Raw genomic sequence first — 16,481 nt, forward strand, 5'->3', positions numbered from 1 at the left:
AAGCGCTTGGGCGTTCCTCTTTTCAGATTTGTACCGCAGCGGCCTAATCAACTGCCGGAAATCACATCGCTTCATGCACCGCCAGTGCGGCGCGTGTGTAAGCTCCACCGCTGCCCAGCGTGGCCACGACGTCCGCTAGCTCCTGCTGCAACTGCTCACGCCGGGCATCGTTGGTGAGTAATTCCAGCGTGGCTTCGGCGAGCGTCTGTGCGTTGAGATCGCCCTGCACGAGTTCCCTCACCACCTCGCGTTTGGCAAGGATGTTGATGATGCCGAGGTGCTTGATGCGCACGACCAGCTTGCCGATGACGTAGGTGGGCCAGCTGACGTTGTAGACCAGGGTGTAGGGCAGGCCAAAGCAGGCGGCTTCCAGCGTGGCGGTGCCTGAGGCAACGGCTCCGGCCTCGGCGCGCTGCATCAGATCATAGACGGTGCCGGTTTCGATCCAGCGCTTGGCTTCAGGCATGCCGTGTTCGTCGGTCATGTTGCGCATGAATCCGGCAAGTGTTTCGTTGGCGGCGGAAACGGCAAAACGGGCGTTGGGCACAACTTCCTTGATGATCTTGGCCGCGTCCATCATGATGGGAAACAGGCGGCGCACTTCATTGAGACGACTGCCGGGGAACCAGCCGACGAGGCCGGGTTCACGTTTCCAGTCACGTTTCAGCGTCACCACGCGGTCCACCATGGGGTGTCCGCTGAATTCGGTGCGCAGTCCGCTCTTCTCATAAAACTCCTTCTCAAAGGGGAAGATGCAGATCATGAGGTTGAGCACCTGCGCCATGGTCTTCACACGGCCTTTTTTCCAGGCCCAGACCTGCGGGCTGATGTAGTAGAGGATGCGCCCCTTGTAACCGGCGGTGCGCAGGCTTTTTGCCAGGCGCAGATTGAAACCCGGATAATCCACGAGGATCACTGCCTCAGGCTTTTGATCAAGGATGGAGTCCAGCACGGCATCCATCTTCTCTTTGAAATAGCGATACATCTTCACCACTTCCCACAGGCCGACAACACCTGCGGTTTCGACCCAGTCTTCGACTCCTTCACCAACGATCTCACGCATCTTCGGGCCACCGAGGCCGATGACCTTCATGTCGGGTTCCAGGGGTTTCAATTCACGCAGGAGTCCCGCAGCATGGGTGTCGCCGCTGACTTCGCCTGCGATGATGAAGATGCGGTTCATGAGGCGCCCAGCGCAGCGTTCTTCTCGATTTGATCGGTGATTTCCAAGGCGATGCGCACGGCTTCTGCGCCTTCCTGGCCGGTGACGACCGGGCGGCGGCCATGACGGGCGCATTCCACAAAGGCGGCGATCTCCAGCTTCAGAGGTTCGTCCTTCTCCACTTCCACGGCTTCGCGCACGATCTGCATGCCGTCTTTGCGGTAGATCCAGCCGCTCTGCTCCTGGTAGTCCAGGCTGAGGTAGCTCTCGCTCTGGAAGACGCGGATTTTACGCATCTTCTCCGGGCTGATGCGGCTGGCGGTGATGTTGGCGATGCAGCCATTGGCGAACTTGAGGCGCGCATTGGCGATGTCCTCACGTTTGGTCAAAACGGGGATGCCCACGGCATCGACCTGAATCAGCTCCGACTTCACGAGATGCAGCACGATCTCGATGTCGTGGATCATCAGGTCCAGCACCACGCCAATGTCGATGCTGCGGTTCGGGAAGGGGGAGAGACGGTGCGCTTCGATGAAGCGCGGGTTGTCCATTCGCTCTTCAAGCTGGAGCAGCACCGGATTGAAGCGCTCAATGTGGCCCACCTGCAGGATGACGCTCTTGGCTTTCGCGAGTTCGATGAGAGCCTGCGCCTCCGAGTAGGATTCGCTGATGGGTTTCTCCACCATCACGTGAATCCCGGCCTGCATCAGCGGTTCGGCCACTTTGCGGTGGAAGATCGTCGGTACAGCAATGGTGGCGGCATCCACACGCTGCGCGAAGTCGGCCAGGTCACTGGCGGCCTGGGTGCCGTACTGCGCGGCAAATTCAGCGGCGCGTGCAGGGTCGGCATCATACACGGCGGCAAAGGTGATTGCACCTTCGCTCTTGGCAGCGATCTCGGCCATGATGCGGGCGTGGTTTTTGCCAATGGCGCCGACTCCGGCGACTCCGATGCGGAAAGGGGAACTCATATTAAAAGTAATGATAGCGGCAGGAGGCGATTTCAATGCCAGCCTGAGTCACCGCATAAACCAGACGATGCTCGCTGTCCACACGGCGTGACCAAAAGCCTGCCAGTTGGTGACGCAGGGGTTCGGGTTTGCCAATTCCTGCGAAGGGGCTGCGTTTGATGTCCTTGAGCAGCTCGTTCACTCTGCGCAGCATGCGGCGGTCGGTCTCCTGCCAGTGTTGATAGTCTTCCCATGCGCGGTCAGAGAAGATGAGATTCATGCTTCCAGATCTGGTTCGCGAACCGTGCCTTTGCCCGAGCGCAACTGCTCAATGGAGTCCAGCAGATGGCTGGCGTTGGCAGGGCTGCGCATCAGGAAGTTTGTCTCGTTAAGTGCCTCATATTCTTCCAGCGGTAGCATGACGACCGAATGCTTTTCGTCGTGGATGATGACCAGCGGTTCACGATCATCGCATACTTTGAGAATCGCCTGGATCAGACTTTTATCGGCGTTGGCGCTGGTGATGGCAGTCATGTGAAGAATAGAGCACAGCAGGCCGCGAAATCAAAATTTGCCGGGGAACTTCATGCCTGGTGGAAGCTTGGGCATTTTGCCGCCGCCGCCTCCGAGCATTCCACCCAGACCACCGAGGCCTCCCATGCCACCACCACCGCCGCCTCCTCCCATCATGCCGCCCATCATCTGGGCCATCATGCCTTTGTTGCTCATGAGCTTCTTCATCATTTCGAACTGCTTGAGGAGCTGGTTCATTTCCATCACCGGGCGTCCTGCACCGTTGCAGATGCGCTTGCGGCGCTGGCCGTTGATGATTTCCGGGCGCTGCCGCTCTTTCGGCGTCATCGAAAGGATGAGCGCCTCGACGTGTTTCATGCGCTGGTCGCTGTCGGGACCGATCATGTCCTTCATCTTGCCCATGCCCGGGAGCATGCCGAGGATGCCGCCGATGGGGCCGAGCTTCTTCATCATGCGCAGCTGCGCGAGCATGTCGGTGAAATCGAATTTGTTCGACTGCATGCGGGCGGCCAGCTTCATGGCCTCCTTCTCGTCGATCTCTTCGGCGGCTTTCTCGACAAGGCCCACCACATCTCCCATGCCGAGGATGCGCTGCGCCATGCGGTCAGGATGGAAAACTTCGAGCTGCTCGACCTTCTCACCCACACCGAGGAATTTGACCGCGCAGCCGGTGACCTGACGCATGGAGAGCAAAGCACCGCCACGGGCGTCACCATCGAGCTTGGTCATGATCAGGCCCGTGATGCCGACGGCTGCATTGAATTTCTGCGCCACGCTCACCGCCTGCTGACCCGTGGCGGCGTCTGCCACCAGCAGGACTTCATTCGGCTCCACCACGGCACGCACGCGCTTGAGTTCCGCGAGCAGATCTTCATCGAGATCCTGACGGCCGGCGGTGTCGAAGATGGCGATGCCGCTGCCCTGTTCCTTGAGCCAGACCATGGCTGCCTTGGCGGCTTTCACCGGGTCTGTTTCACCTTCGGCAGGTGCAAACACAGGCACATTGAGCTGCTGGCCCAGCACCTGCAGCTGCTTGATGGCGGCGGGGCGGTAAAGATCCAGCGCGAGGAGCAACGGGCGGCGGCCCTGCTTCTTGAGCCAGTTGGCCAGCTTGGCGGAGGTGGTCGTTTTACCGGCACCATTGAGGCCGGTCATCAAAATGCGCTGTGGTGGCTCCAGATTCAGCGCACTGGCATCACTGCCCAGCAGTTTGACCAGTTCATCGTGGAAAATTTTGACGATCTGCTGCCCGGGCGAAACTTTGAGCAGCACTTCAGCGCCGACAGACTGCTTGCTGACGGTGTCGACGAGTTCTTTGGCGACTTTGAAATCCACATCCGCCTCCAGCAGGGCCATGCGGATTTCCTGCATGGCATCGCTGACATTGGATTCACTGATGCGGGCCTGGCCGCGCAGCTTTTTAAAGGCGCTTTCGAGTTTTTCAGAGAGGGCGGAGAACATCGGGAGAAAATAAGGGGCGCTGAATAGTCGGCAGCAGCCCAAGCATGGCAACTGCGAAGGCAGGACGAATCAAGGCTGTGAAATGGGGGCTAGGGAGGGGGCATGTATGCCGCCTCAAGGTCAATCTTGAAGCGCCAGCTTACCACCTCGGCAGGCTGGGTGGCGTCACGCTGGAAGCTGAGGCTCAGGGCGCAGTCCTCCCGGCGCAGCTTGTAGGGGAACTGGAAGCGCACAATCATGGTGGCCGGGTCATAATCCACCGGCACGGTGCCGAGACCGGCGATGCGCAGCTTGATGCTTTCCGGCAGTATGGTGCCGATTTTTTTCAAGTCCGCTTCGATGAGGGGGCGGCGCTCGGTGATGACCGCATCAGGCTTGGGCTTCAGTTGAATGAGCTGCTCGCCTTTGTCGTTTTTGGCATCGGCCACGAGGAATTTATTGGAGCCCACATCACCCCGGCCGCGGAAGCTGGTGGCGAGCTTGAAATTGATGTCGTTGTCGCCATGCACAATGTAGCGGCCCAGCTTGCCGTTGGGCGTGTCCCAGGTGACTTTTTGACCGTTGACGGTGACGAGGGATTCGTAGCCGATCTGCAGCGCGGTTTCCATAATGGCGTCGTCGAAGTTGCCGTAGGGGTAGGCGAAGGAGATGCACTTGATCTGCAGGTTTTGCTCCAGAAATTCGCGTGAGTCCTTGAGTTCGGCCAAGACCCACTGCTGCTTGTCAGCGTCCGTCTTCAGGTTCTTGGGGGGGCTCTTGAGGCTCGCGTGGGAGACGCTGTGACTGCCGACTTCGCAGCCGTGCTGCATCATCTCTTTGATCTGTTCCCAGCTCATCGAACGGCCTGCGCCGCCGACATAGTTCTTGTAGAGGTAGATGGTGAAGGGAAAGCCAAACTCACGCAGCACAGGATATGCATAGGTGTAAACCCCCTCCCAGCCGTCGTCCATCGTGATGACGATGGCCTCTTCAGGAATATTCTTCTCACCCCGCTTCCAAGCCATCATTTCGCTGTAAGAAATGACAGGGATTTTGGAGTCCTTGATGGCCTGCATCTGCGCCCGGAACTTGGGTGCGGCGATGAGCATGGGGCTGCCACCACGGTCTTTAAAATCATGGTAGCCAAGGATGGAGACGACGGAGGATTTGTTGAGCTCAAAGGCGGGGGCAGCCGGGATCTCTGGCACAGGTGCGGCGGCTGCCAGCAGGGCGGTCTCCTGCAGCTTCTTTTCGATCGCCTGCTCTTCGGCGGTCAGGACGGGCTCCTCGGGTTTGGGCGGCGGCGGCGGTTTCGGGGTGACGCCGCTCTGCTCGGCAAGCCGGCGCAGTTTGGCCTCGATTCGCTTGCACGAAGGCAGCGTGCCTAGAGCGAGGACAACAAGGAGGAACGGAAAGACAAAACGCATGGCGCTAAGGATTGAGGGCGGGAGGTCGCGGCCGGGTGATGAGCAGGCTTTTGACGATGAGGTGAGGGCTGGCTTTATCACCGGCGCTAAGCCGCAGTGTTTCGCCGCGAAGGTCGCTGGTCAAGGTGAGGCTGCCGAGTCTCAAAATGCGGAAAGACTGGGCATCCTTGGTCGCTCGCTCGACCCCGAGTTCCTTTTCGAGCCTCTGACCGTTGCACTCGACCACAATTTTCAAAGGTTCCTCCACTTCCGTGCAGGCATAATGCAGCAGGATGTCGTAGGTGCCCGCAGCGATGAACTCGATTCGCCATGTGATCTCGCCGACGGTGGCTGTTGGCGCATCTGCCGGTGATTTGGGAGTGATCTCCTGAGCCAGCGCGGGTGATAGGGCGATGAGGGCCTGCTTTTGCTCGATGGGCACCGGTACTGGCAGGGTGGCAGGCATGGGCATGGGCATGGTGCCGGACTGCGCCTGCTGGGTGGCGATCAGATCCAGCACTCCGCCTGCACTGATGATCTGCTGGATGCGGGCGATTTCAGCGGTGTAGGCCGACTTGTCAGCGGCGGCGGCGGCCTGCCTCTGCAATTCGAGGAGATACTTGCCCAGCAGAGGAATATGCCGTGCGCTCAGTTCCTTCTGGTAGATGCTTTCCATCTGCTGGAGCCGCGCTGCAGATGGCGGTGAGGCCGCGCCATTAGTCGCAGTGGCAGATTGCTGGGCTTCGGCACGGCCGGCGAGCAGCAGCACTGCGGCGATCATGAGCAGGTGCTTCATGGCTGCTTCCCTCCTTGGTTCTCAGCCGAGAGCGCCCAGGCACCGGGCGAGGGCCGGCGATTGCTGGCGGCGTTTTCAATGGCGCTCAGTGTGGAGAGGAAAGCCCGCTCCATGGCATTGCGCTGCTGGTCACGAGAGGGCGCGACCACTGCGGCAAGCCCGTGATTCACGAGCACGTTTTGATACAAGCCCACGTTCGGCAGAAACAGCAGCGCGGCCATGGTGCCGTCTTTATCGCGGTCCGGGCGGATGAGCAGGCGCAGGGGCTTGTTGCGCAGGTAGCTGGCGGTGAATTCGCGTGCGGTGCGACCCACGGAGGGCACATCCTCTTCCTCGATGTTGAAATGCTTGGCGAAGCGTTTCACTCCAGATTTGTCGTTCTCATCCACTGGCGCACAATCGATCCACAGCAGGCGCATCATCACAGTGCGACCTTCATAGACCACCTTGAACCGTTCACCGGAAATCGGCTCTTCATCCGCAAGGCGAGCTTCACTGATGTCTTCAAATCCACTGAGGCCCCCACCTGACGTTGTGATGGCATTGATGCCAGTTTGACCCGCCTTCTGATCTGCCAGTCGCTGCACCCGGCGGATTTCGGCATTGATCTGTCCTTTCAGCGCGGGCTTGGTCACGGCGAGATCATTCAATTCGTCGATGTACTTGGAGGTCGCCGCTACCCTGGCTGCGTCGATGGCGTCTTTCAGCGCCGTGCTGGCCTGCTTCATCGCGGTGGTCGAACCGGTCTGGGGGAGTGTGGTAGGGCTTGTGCCCGAGGCGTCCGTGACAGGCACCAGACGCAGATTGCGAATACGGATGATGTTGGCGGGATATCCATCCGCGGCGGCGAAGCGCAGAGTGACTGGATTCCGGCTGAAAGTCAGCGGCCCGACACGCACGGTGGTGAATGTGGTTTCATCCGTGCTGCGGGTGATTTCAAAGGAGCGGTGGTTTTCCGCCGCGATGCCCAGCAGCGTGACCTCATCAAATCCGAACAAGGCGGTCTGCTGGGGCTGAAATTTGGAAGAGGCATAGATGCTGCCAGCCACGGGGGCATCACTCATGTTGGCTTCAAATTCCAGATGGTAGCTGCCCGGCATTAGGCGGAAATTTTGCCACTCCGCACCGCTGCCGTTGGAGCGCCAGCCGCCGAGTGTTTCGCCTGAGGCCTGGGCCGATCCCATCATTCGGGCCTGAGTCAGGGGCAGCGGCGTGGCGAGGCTGGACACTGTGCCTGCATACAGCGCCTGCAACTGCTCGCGCCGCTGGCGTATGGCGCGCGCCTCCTCGTAGTCACCCGCTGTGGCGACTTCCGTTTCCACTTTGGCTAGCGCGCGCTCATACTGCTGGGTGAGCAATTGCGACTCCGCCATCACCTGGCGCATGAATGCCGTGCGTGTGGCGGTGAGTGCTGCCGGCTCCGGTGCGGGCGTCTGCGCCAGCAATGCCGTGCAGGCATGCAGCGTGAAAATCAAAACTGGCAGCGAGAACTTCATCGGGTGGCCGGCACGAGTTCCACGGCCAGCAGTTGCATGAGATTGTCTGTGATCAGCGATTGTGCGGAGAGTGTCAGCGTTCCTGAGCCATCGCTGATCTTGAGCGTGCCTGCGCTGCGCTCCTCCGGCCCCTTGATCGTGGTTTCGATGCTCGTCGTAAGGGTGAAACGCGCTTCTTTGATCAGCAGTTTGCCGCCCTCCGCAGTGCCACAGCGGTAACGCAGCATCACTTCATATCCGCCGGGTGGCAGCGCGGGCAGCTTCCAGGTGGCGGATGCCCCGACTTTGGACCATCCGGTGATGGCGCCGCCTTCGAGCCGCACGCCGCTCAGAGTGGCTGTGTCGATCGGGAGCTTGATGCGGTCCGGCAGCAGCGAAGTCTTGAGTGCCTGCTCGCGCGTTTGCAGCAGCAGCAGTTCTTTGTCGAGCCGGGCCAGTTCGTTTTGCAAACGTTTGCGTTCATCGCGTGCGGTGATGGCGTCGTCGTAGTCACGCTCCGCGGCGAACTGCTTTTCCAAGGTGCCCAGCGTGGTGATCTGCTCTTTGACCGGGGCCAGGCTGGCTTCGATCAGATCGCGTTCATAGCTAAGGCGCAGCAGGGAAATCTCAGAACTCGCCCCCGGATCATCCGTGCGCTTCTCCGCCATCGGGGCCGACATGGCAAGCCCCGCGCCGACGAGTGCGCAAGCGAGAACGAAACCGGGTTTCAAATGGATGATGGACGGGGGTGAAATAAGCTGCCCCATGCTAGCCGGAGCCCACGCTGAAACAAGCCCGAACTCAAGGTCCTGGCATAGGTGTTTTATTCATGGCATGGCGCGCATAAATTCAGGCTGGCGGCCCGTGGCCGCCTCTGCCAGCATGGGGGCATGCGTTTCATCCTCGCCAGCCTTCTTTTTTCTCTCACGGCATTCACCGCCGAGCCGGACTTTCCCCTCACGGAAGATTCCAAGCCGCAGCCGAGTGTGCCAAAAGGCAGCCTCATCAAAGAAAACTATGTTGCGAAGGAAAGCAGCCTCTTTCCCGGAACTCAGCGTGAATACCAAATCTATCTGCCCGCCGGTTTTGACAAAACGAAGCCCGCCGCCTTCATGGTTTTTCAGGATGGCCTCATTTACCAGGCTCCCGTCGTCTTCGACAATCTCATCGCCAAAAAGGACATCCCGCCGCTGGTCGGCATCTTCATCAAGCCCGGCGTGGTGCCAGCGGCAAATGACAAGGTCCTGCCGCGCTTCAACCGCAGCTACGAATACGACAGCATCACGCCCACCTACTCGCAGTTCCTGCTCGACGAGTTCCTGCCTGCCATCGAGAAAAAGCACGGCATCCAGCTCAGCACTGATCCCAATCACGCCGCCATCTCCGGCAACAGCAGCGGCGGCATTTGCGCCTTCATGGTCGCGTGGCACCGTCCCGACCGCTTCCGCCGCGTCTTCACCGGTGTGGGCACCTACGTCGGCATCCACGGCGCAGACCAGCTGCCCGTGCTGGTGCGCAAATTCGAGCCCAAGCCCCTGCGCGTTTTCCTCCAGTCCGGCACGGGCGACAACAACCTCTACTGCGGCGACTGGTGGATGGCCAACCAGATGATGGAACGCAGCCTCACCTGGGCTGGCTACGACGTGAATCACGCCTGGGGCGAAGGCGGCCACAACGCCAAACACGCCTTCCAAATCTTCCCCGACGTCCTCCGCTGGCTCTGGCGCGACTGGCAGACGAACATCGAGATCAAAGCGAATGCGAAAGGAGAGTCCAAGTGGAAGGGCTATGAGGTGGTCGGGGCGGGGGAGTGGCAAGGCATCTTGCACGATCCCAAAAAATCTGAGTCCGAAGAACCGTCCCTGATATCTGAAATGGCCGCATGCGCGGATGGCACGGTGTATGTTCGCAAACGCTCCACTGACAAGGATGCAGTGCTCTTCTCCCGACTGGACGTCTCAGGCGGAAAGCCCGAAGCCAAAGCGCTTCTGAAGGGCGACCTCGCAGGCTTCAAAGCAGGCCCGAATGACTGTCTGCGACTGTTCATTCATGCCCAGCATCCCAGCAAGGCTGCAAAGATTGTGGATGTCACACCGAGCGGCAAGGTGGAGCGAGAAATCACATTTGGAGACAAGGGCAACAAATACGACGTGCCCTACACACGCCATGGCGGCATGTGCTGCGACAGTTCAGGCCGATTGTATTTTGCCGGTGGCAATGACGCTCTGATTGGTCGTGTCGATATGGACGGGAGCTATCATTACCTTCATGGCTCAACGCTTCATTCCGAAGTTTTAGGTTCTTCGGGCGGATCAATCTGCCTTTCACCTGATCAAAGCCTGCTTTACGTCACAGGATACCATGGGCGAATAGATTGCCTTCATCTGCGCTCTGAGCCGCCTTTGTTTGAGCATGCACAGCACTTTTACCTCACCGAGAATCCATACGGTCTGATGTTTCCTGTGGAAGTCCGTGCGATGTGCGTGGATGCGAACGGCTGGCTCTACGTCGCCACCTCGCTCGGTGTTCAAGTCTGTGATCAGGCCGGCCGCGTGAATTTCATCATCCCGACGCCGGAGCAGCCGAAGGATATCTGTTTCGGTGGCAAAGACCTTGGCGAGCTTTTCGTCGCCTGCGAAGATAAGAATAACAGGACCCACATCTACAAGCGCCCCACCAAATCCCACGGCATCGTCAGCGGCCAGATGGCGCCGATCAAACCGCCATTGCCAAAGCTCTGAAACGCCATCGGGCCGGGACGTTTAAATCGGCGTGTGAGTCGCTTTAATCGCCGTGCGCCAACCATTCCCTTGTGCAAGGGCGCTCAAATACTCTTTGCAAGGTAGGTTTGCCTCAAACTACCGCAAAAAATGAAGATGATTCAGATTGGAGGCACGTAGTTTGTATGGCACTTAGTCCGCCCCCCAAAAACTGAATGCAGAGTACTGAAGCAGCGCCGTCCCAGTCGAAGACATTTTCCAAGAAAAACCTCCAGCACGCTGCTTTACTGATCATAGGCGTTCTGCTGGGTGCCGTGCTCATGAAATGGTACGACCGTGCGGAAATGTCCGGAACAGTCACGACCACCACTCTGGGCCACCCCTTGCGTCCCGGGCCCTGGGGAGAGGTTTATTCCACGCCATTCACCATCGCCGCTCCGGAGGAGTTGCTGCCAATGCGCAAACTGGAAGAAAATGGCACACGGTGGATCTTCCCCAATGCGCATTACAGCGATGTGGTGCGTTTGCTGGAATCTACCGGGATGCCGGCCAATCTGCAGGCGGAATTGATGGCGCCCGAGACGCTTGTGCAAACTGCCAGCGGCATGGAAATGCTGCCTTCTTCCAAGACCCTGCTCGCGCTGCCTGTCGGACCGCGCAAGAAGCTCTATCAGGCTCTATTACAATATCCTGAAAATCGAGGCCAGATCACCTTCATTCACAAGGACACGCTGGGAGATCGCTTTGGAGCTTCTCATAACGGCGAGCATACTCTGATGCTCTTTAAGCAGCTCTGCTGCGAACATGGCGACTACCTCGTTTTCAGCGGCTTGTCCGTCGTCCTCGCCCAACTGCCGACGTATGAGGAAAAACGGGACTTCATGCGGGGGCTGACCTGCCAGCGGACTCTGACGATGTGGTTCCGCGTCAAACAGGGCATGGATATCAATGCTCTGGCAAACTACTGGGGCAAAGGAATCAAGGGCACCGATGTGCGCACCATCTTCGAATCCATCGCGGATGCTCCGAACGGCGGCACGCTGGGGGTCATCAACGTCCTGCCGCCGCTGCCCTCTTCCCAGATGTTTGTTTATCCCACGCCGGACAATCCTTTGAACGGCCCCGCACCGGTGCGCGACTGCCACTGGACCTCCTTCAACTTTTTTCAGGATGTGCCGGACCAGCAGATGAGTGATCCTGCTCACTTCATGCAGAAGCTGAAGGAGGATTACATTCCTGCCGCCGGGGATCCCCGCTATGGTGACATCGCCCTGTTCTCCAAACCTTCCGGCAATATCGTTCACTCGGCGGTGTACCTGGCGGATGACATTCTCTACACCAAAAACGGGGCCACATTCACGTACCCTTGGATGCTCGAAACCTTGCCGGACCTGCTCAAGCAGTACTCCTTTCAGGTGGAGCCGGGTGAAAAACTGGTGGTGAGTTATTTCCGCCTCAAGAACATGTAGGCATGACATCCTTCGATTCACTGCGCACCCTCCTTCAGCGTCGGCTCTCTCTCATCGCCGACCACGCGTTTCGTGACCGCGATCCAGCGGCGCATCTGGAAGCATTGAAGCAGGTCTCGGAGGAGCTCGGGGCCGAGCATCTCAAATTGCGCGCCCAGCTGCCGCCGCGTCTCAATCATTTCCTCACCCAGGCCAGCTTTTCAAAAGCGCTGGAATATCTCGATAGCTCGGAGGGCTGAGCGCGTTGAAAGCGGTTCCACCATGAACCGCTTTCTTTTTCTCAAGACCCTGCTGTGTCTCGCTCTCGCCGTCACGGCCAGCGCCGGCGACCAACCCAACATCATCTTCATCCTCTGCGATGATCTTGGTTATGGCGATGTCAAATGCCTGAACCCCGAAGGCAAGATCGCCACGCCGAGTTTTGATCGCCTCGCCAAGGAGGGCATGATTTTCACCGATGCGCACTCCGGCTCCAGCGTCTGCACGCCCACACGCTATGGCGTGATGACGGGCCGCTATGCCTGGCGCTCCAAGCTGCAAAGCGGCGTGCTCGGCGGTCTCAGTCCGCGTTTGATCGAGCAGGGACGCCTGACGGTGCCTGCGATGCTCAAGGCTCAGGGCTACTCCACGCATTGCGTGGGCAAATGGCACCTGGGCATGGACTGGGTGCGCACGGGCCCCACGGAGGAACTGAACATCGAAAAAGCCGAGCAGGTGAACAACGTGGACTACACCAAGCCGATCACCAACGGCCCCACCAGCGTGGGCTTTGACACCTACTTCGGCATCAGCGCCTCGCTGGACATGGTGCCGTATTGCTTCATCGAAAACGATCACGTCGTGGCCAATCCCACGGAAAAAATGAAGCTCGCCATGAACGCAGGTGGCCGCATGAGCTACACCCGCGAAGGCCCCGGCTCTCCCGGCTTCCGTGGCGAGGATGTGCTGCCCACCTTCACCCGCGAAGCGAAAAAAGTCATCGAATCAAAAGCAAAACAGGGAGCCCCCTTTTTCCTCTACCTGCCGCTGAATTCTCCCCACACCCCCATTCTGCCCAGTGAAAAGTGGCAGGGAAAAAGCGGCATCAGCCTCTACGCCGACTTCGTCATGGAAACGGACGACGCCCTCGGCCAGATCATGCAGGCCACGGAAGATGCCGGCATCGCCAAGGACACGCTCATCATCGTCACGAGTGACAACGGTTGTTCCCCAAGTGCCGACTATCCCAAGCTGCTCGCCGCCGGCCACAATCCCAGCTACAGCATGCGCGGCCACAAGGCGGACATCTTTGACGGCGGCCACCGCGTGCCCTTCATCGTGCGCTGGCCTGCGAAAGTGAAAGGCGGCCAGACCTCCGCACAGATCGTCTGCCTCACGGACTTCATGGCCACCGCTGCTGATGCCGTCGGTGCAAAGCTCCCCGAAACCGCCGCCGAGGACAGCTTCAGCATCCTGCCCGCACTGCTCGGTGAATCCGGCAAACCGACACGCCAGAGCGTGATCCATCACTCCATCAACGGCTCCTTCGCGTTGCGTGAAGGCGACTGGAAGCTCGAACTCTGCGCCGGTTCCGGCGGCTGGAGCGACCCTCGTCCCGGCAGCCCCGGCGAAAAAGGTCTGCCAGACACCCAGCTCTACAATCTGAAATCAGACATCGCGGAGAAGGACAACGTGCAGGGCGCAAACTCCGAGATTGTCACCAAGATGACCGCCGAACTCGAGCAGATCGTCACTAGCGGTCGCAGCACTCCCGGTGCCGCGCAGCAAAACGCGGTGCCCGTCGTCCTGCGCAAGCCCACGCCTGCCGCTCAGGCGAAAGGCAAAGGGAAGAAGAAAGTGAAGTAATACTCCCTAAGCCTCTCCCTGCTGAAATCACGCAACTTTGTTCGTGCGTTCCCAAACCTTCCCGCTAACCTCGCGACCTCGCTTCCCAAACCAAGCAATCACCATGAGCTACTCCTCACCCAAACTTCACAATGCAATGTGGCCCGGACTCGTCGGAAAAGGCGACGGCGAAGGCCAGGAACCGCCGATCAGCCTCGAAAAGATGCTGGATCTGACCGCCGCAGCCAATGTGAACGGCCAGAAGTTTGAAGGCATCGATTACTTCCTCTTCCTTCCTCACACCAATCCTGAGGCCAGTGACGACGAGCTCAACAAGATCGCCGATCTCATCGCCAGCAAGGGTTTCAGCGTCGGCTCCCTCGTGGCCCCCGTGTGGCCCGGCACCGTCGGTGATTCCGCCATGGGCGACGACGCCCAGCAGGAAAAATTCCTCAGCGCCGTGAAAATGGCCTGCCGCATCGCCAAGATCTTCAATGCACATGGCGTGCGCAAATACGGCGTCATCCGCATCGACTCCGCCGAATTCGGCGTGTCCAAATGGCGTGAGAACCCCAAGGCAAACACCGCCCGCATCGTGGACACCTTCAAGAAGGCTGCGCAAATCGCTGCAGACAGCGGTGAGCGCCTCGCCGCCGAAGGCGAAATCTGCTGGGCCGGCATGCACTCCTGGAAAGACATGCTCGATGTCCTCGAAGGCGTCGGCATGCCAAATGCCCTCGGCTTCCAGGCTGACCTCGCCCACACCTACCTCTACACTCTCGGCTACAATGCTCCTGAGCATGCCCTCCTCAAGGAAGGCTACAGCGACGCCGAGTTCTGGGCCGCCTACGAGAAGATGACCGACGCGCTTCGCCCTTGGACCATCGACTTCCACGTCGCTCAAAACGACGGCACCGTCCACGGCGCCGGCTCGCACGACAAGACCGGCAAGCACTGCCGCGCTGACGATCCAAACGGCAAGCTCGACATCACCAAGGCCTCCGGCTACTGGCTCAAAGACGCCGCCGCCCGTGGCATCCAGCACATCTGCTGGGATGGCTGCATGTTCCCGAACGCCGTGCTCGAAACGCCGGACACCTGGAACAAGATCCTCGCCGCGATGATCAAAGTCCGCGACGCCCACGGCTGGTAACAGCCCGGTGGTCTGATCCACTCCTGAGCGCCGCAGAGTTGCAAAACTCTGCGGCGTTTTCATTCCCACCCGCCTCTCGCATGCATCGTTTTCTTGTCATGCTCCTCATGCTCGCCTCCTGTGCGCGCATGACCGTTCCCGTGAAGCTGCCCGCAGAAATCACCGCAGTGCTGCCGTCAAACTGCCGGCAGGTGCTTTATGTGACGGCCGCAGATCAGCAGACGACGGCGGCGGAACTGAGGATGCTTGAACGCACACCGACGAATGACTGGCAGGCTGCCGGGCCTGCCATTCCCTCCCGCATCGGTCGCAATGGCATGGCATGGGGACATGGCGAGTTTGCGCTCGCGTCTCCGTCAGGATGGCGCATCAAAAAAGAAGGAGATGGCTGTGCTCCAGCAGGCGTCTTCCGCATCACCCAGGCCTTTGGCGATGGACAGCAGCCTGGCTGGATCAAGCTGCCGTATCTCCAATGCACGAAGCACCACTGGGGCATCGATGACGTCCGCTCCAAGCACTACAATCAGATCGTGGATGATCGTACCGTGGCTTGTGACTGGACCGGTCCCGAAACCATGGTGCCCAGCATCGGCTGCTACAAACTTGGTGCCGTCATTGCGCACAATCCACGCAACACACCCGGTCTCGGCTCCTGCATCTTCATGCACATCTGGCAGGGGGAGAATGTGCCCACGGCGGGATGCACAGCCATGTCCGAAGCAAATCTGCGCAAGGTTCTCGCATGGCTGGAACCCCACGCAAACCCATGCCTCGTGCAGCTTGTTCAGCAGCCCTGACGGATCAGCGATGCTCGATCACATCACTGCTCTTGAATCGCACCTTGGGCAGCGAAGCATAACGGTCATCCGCATGACGATACCCCGCCGGGCAGAGCACCGCTGTGGTGAATCCCTGCGCTTCGAGTTCCAGCACCTCGTCATATTTGGCTGGCACAAAACCCTCCATCGGACAGGTGTCGATACCGAGCAGCGCCGCCGCCGCCATGAACTGACCGAGCGCGATATACGCCTGCATCTTCGCCCACTCGGAAGTCATATAACCCTGCTCCAGCGTACCCACGAGCATCTTGCGGAAGCCCGCCAGTGAATCCGGCGTGCCGCCACGCACTTCAGCAATGCGCATGAGATTGGCGTCGATTTCGACTTCGGACATCGTACGCCGCGTGGCCATGACGACCAGATGCGAGCAGTCCACCACCTGGCGCTGACGCCACGAGTGACCGCTCAATTCCTCCCGCAGGTCCTTGTCCTGAATGATGATGAACTTCCACGGCTGCAGTCCATAGCTGGACGGCGTTAGAATCAGCGACTCCTCCAAGGCCGCCCAAGTGTCTTCAGGGATCTTCTTCGTGGAGTCGAAGACCTTGGTGGCGTAGCGCCAGTTGAGGGCGGTGAGAAGTTCAGCAGGAGTCATGGGGTAGGAGACTATGAAGTTACACGTCCCAGGTTTAAAGTTTAAAGTTGGGGAAGCGCGGATGCTGCAGCGTGGACGAAATGCGCCTGTCACTCCGAAGGCCATGGGGGCGTATTGT

16 protein-coding genes are annotated in these 16,481 nt (G+C 59.4%); 6 read left to right on the top strand and 10 right to left on the bottom strand.

Going from position 1 to position 16,481, the window contains the following annotated elements:
• Positions 1-61: 61 nt before the first annotated feature.
• The 9 genes from lpxB to WAW39_RS26195 form a co-directional block, all read right to left on the bottom strand.
• Complete coding sequence (gene lpxB / locus WAW39_RS26155; protein ID WP_422322103.1) at positions 62-1,183, bottom strand: lipid-A-disaccharide synthase; 1,122 nt, start codon at positions 1,181-1,183, stop codon at positions 62-64.
• Complete coding sequence (locus WAW39_RS26160) at positions 1,180-2,133, bottom strand: Gfo/Idh/MocA family oxidoreductase (protein WP_422322104.1); 954 nt, start codon at positions 2,131-2,133, stop codon at positions 1,180-1,182. Before WAW39_RS26160 ends, lpxB begins: the two co-directional genes overlap by 4 nt.
• Position 2,134: 1 nt before the next feature.
• Entirely contained in the window at positions 2,135-2,392 is a 258-nt protein-coding gene (locus WAW39_RS26165; RefSeq protein WP_422322105.1) for a Txe/YoeB family addiction module toxin, read from the bottom strand.
• Positions 2,389-2,646 carry a type II toxin-antitoxin system Phd/YefM family antitoxin gene (locus WAW39_RS26170; RefSeq protein WP_422322106.1) on the bottom strand — a complete coding sequence of 86 codons (258 nt, stop codon included), beginning with the start codon at positions 2,644-2,646 and terminating at the stop codon, positions 2,389-2,391. Before WAW39_RS26170 ends, WAW39_RS26165 begins: the two co-directional genes overlap by 4 nt.
• 30 nt (positions 2,647-2,676) lie before the next feature.
• Entirely contained in the window at positions 2,677-4,107 is a 1,431-nt protein-coding gene (ffh, locus tag WAW39_RS26175; RefSeq protein ID WP_422322107.1) for a signal recognition particle protein, read from the bottom strand.
• An 89-nt stretch (positions 4,108-4,196) separates the two neighbouring features.
• On the bottom strand, positions 4,197-5,513 hold the full coding sequence (locus tag WAW39_RS26180) for a polysaccharide deacetylase family protein (protein WP_422322108.1): 1,317 nt from the start codon (positions 5,511-5,513) through the stop codon (positions 4,197-4,199).
• Positions 5,514-5,517: 4 nt separating this feature from the next.
• Positions 5,518-6,288 (bottom strand): hypothetical protein, encoded by a 771-nt coding sequence (locus tag WAW39_RS26185; RefSeq protein ID WP_422322109.1) that lies wholly within the window; start codon positions 6,286-6,288, stop codon positions 5,518-5,520.
• The gene (locus WAW39_RS26190; RefSeq protein ID WP_422322110.1) at positions 6,285-7,784 is read right to left on the bottom strand and encodes a hypothetical protein; all 1,500 of its coding nucleotides are present in this window, start codon (positions 7,782-7,784) and stop codon (positions 6,285-6,287) included. Before WAW39_RS26190 ends, WAW39_RS26185 begins: the two co-directional genes overlap by 4 nt.
• A complete protein-coding gene (locus tag WAW39_RS26195) occupies positions 7,781-8,494 on the bottom strand; it encodes a hypothetical protein (RefSeq protein WP_422322111.1) in 714 nt (237 codons plus the stop codon). Before WAW39_RS26195 ends, WAW39_RS26190 begins: the two co-directional genes overlap by 4 nt.
• A gap of 159 nt (positions 8,495-8,653) precedes the next feature.
• Here WAW39_RS26195 and WAW39_RS26200 point away from each other — a divergent pair, with 159 nt between their 5' ends.
• From WAW39_RS26200 to WAW39_RS26225, 6 genes are all read left to right on the top strand, one after another.
• On the top strand, positions 8,654-10,504 hold the full coding sequence (locus WAW39_RS26200) for an alpha/beta hydrolase-fold protein (RefSeq protein WP_422322112.1): 1,851 nt from the start codon (positions 8,654-8,656) through the stop codon (positions 10,502-10,504).
• Positions 10,505-10,803: 299 nt separating this feature from the next.
• On the top strand, positions 10,804-11,952 hold the full coding sequence (locus WAW39_RS26205; protein WP_422322113.1) for a hypothetical protein: 1,149 nt from the start codon (positions 10,804-10,806) through the stop codon (positions 11,950-11,952).
• A 2-nt stretch (positions 11,953-11,954) separates the two neighbouring features.
• Positions 11,955-12,191: a hypothetical protein gene (locus WAW39_RS26210; protein WP_422322114.1), complete on the top strand. Its 237-nt coding sequence runs from the start codon at positions 11,955-11,957 to the stop codon at positions 12,189-12,191.
• Positions 12,192-12,213: 22 nt separating this feature from the next.
• Entirely contained in the window at positions 12,214-13,797 is a 1,584-nt protein-coding gene (locus WAW39_RS26215; protein WP_422322115.1) for a sulfatase family protein, read from the top strand.
• A 103-nt stretch (positions 13,798-13,900) separates the two neighbouring features.
• Positions 13,901-14,929, top strand: a complete 1,029-nt coding sequence (locus WAW39_RS26220) for a sugar phosphate isomerase/epimerase family protein (protein WP_422322116.1) — start codon at positions 13,901-13,903, stop codon at positions 14,927-14,929.
• A gap of 80 nt (positions 14,930-15,009) precedes the next feature.
• Positions 15,010-15,726 carry a L,D-transpeptidase family protein gene (locus WAW39_RS26225; protein WP_422322117.1) on the top strand — a complete coding sequence of 239 codons (717 nt, stop codon included), beginning with the start codon at positions 15,010-15,012 and terminating at the stop codon, positions 15,724-15,726.
• A gap of 4 nt (positions 15,727-15,730) precedes the next feature.
• Here WAW39_RS26225 and WAW39_RS26230 read toward each other — a convergent pair whose 3' ends face one another.
• Positions 15,731-16,363 carry an NAD(P)H-dependent oxidoreductase gene (locus tag WAW39_RS26230; protein ID WP_422322118.1) on the bottom strand — a complete coding sequence of 211 codons (633 nt, stop codon included), beginning with the start codon at positions 16,361-16,363 and terminating at the stop codon, positions 15,731-15,733.
• Positions 16,364-16,481 lie beyond the last annotated feature (118 nt).

Origin of the sequence: Prosthecobacter sp. (assembly GCF_049294395.1) — a bacterium.
Lineage (GTDB): Bacteria > Verrucomicrobiota > Verrucomicrobiia > Verrucomicrobiales > Verrucomicrobiaceae > Prosthecobacter.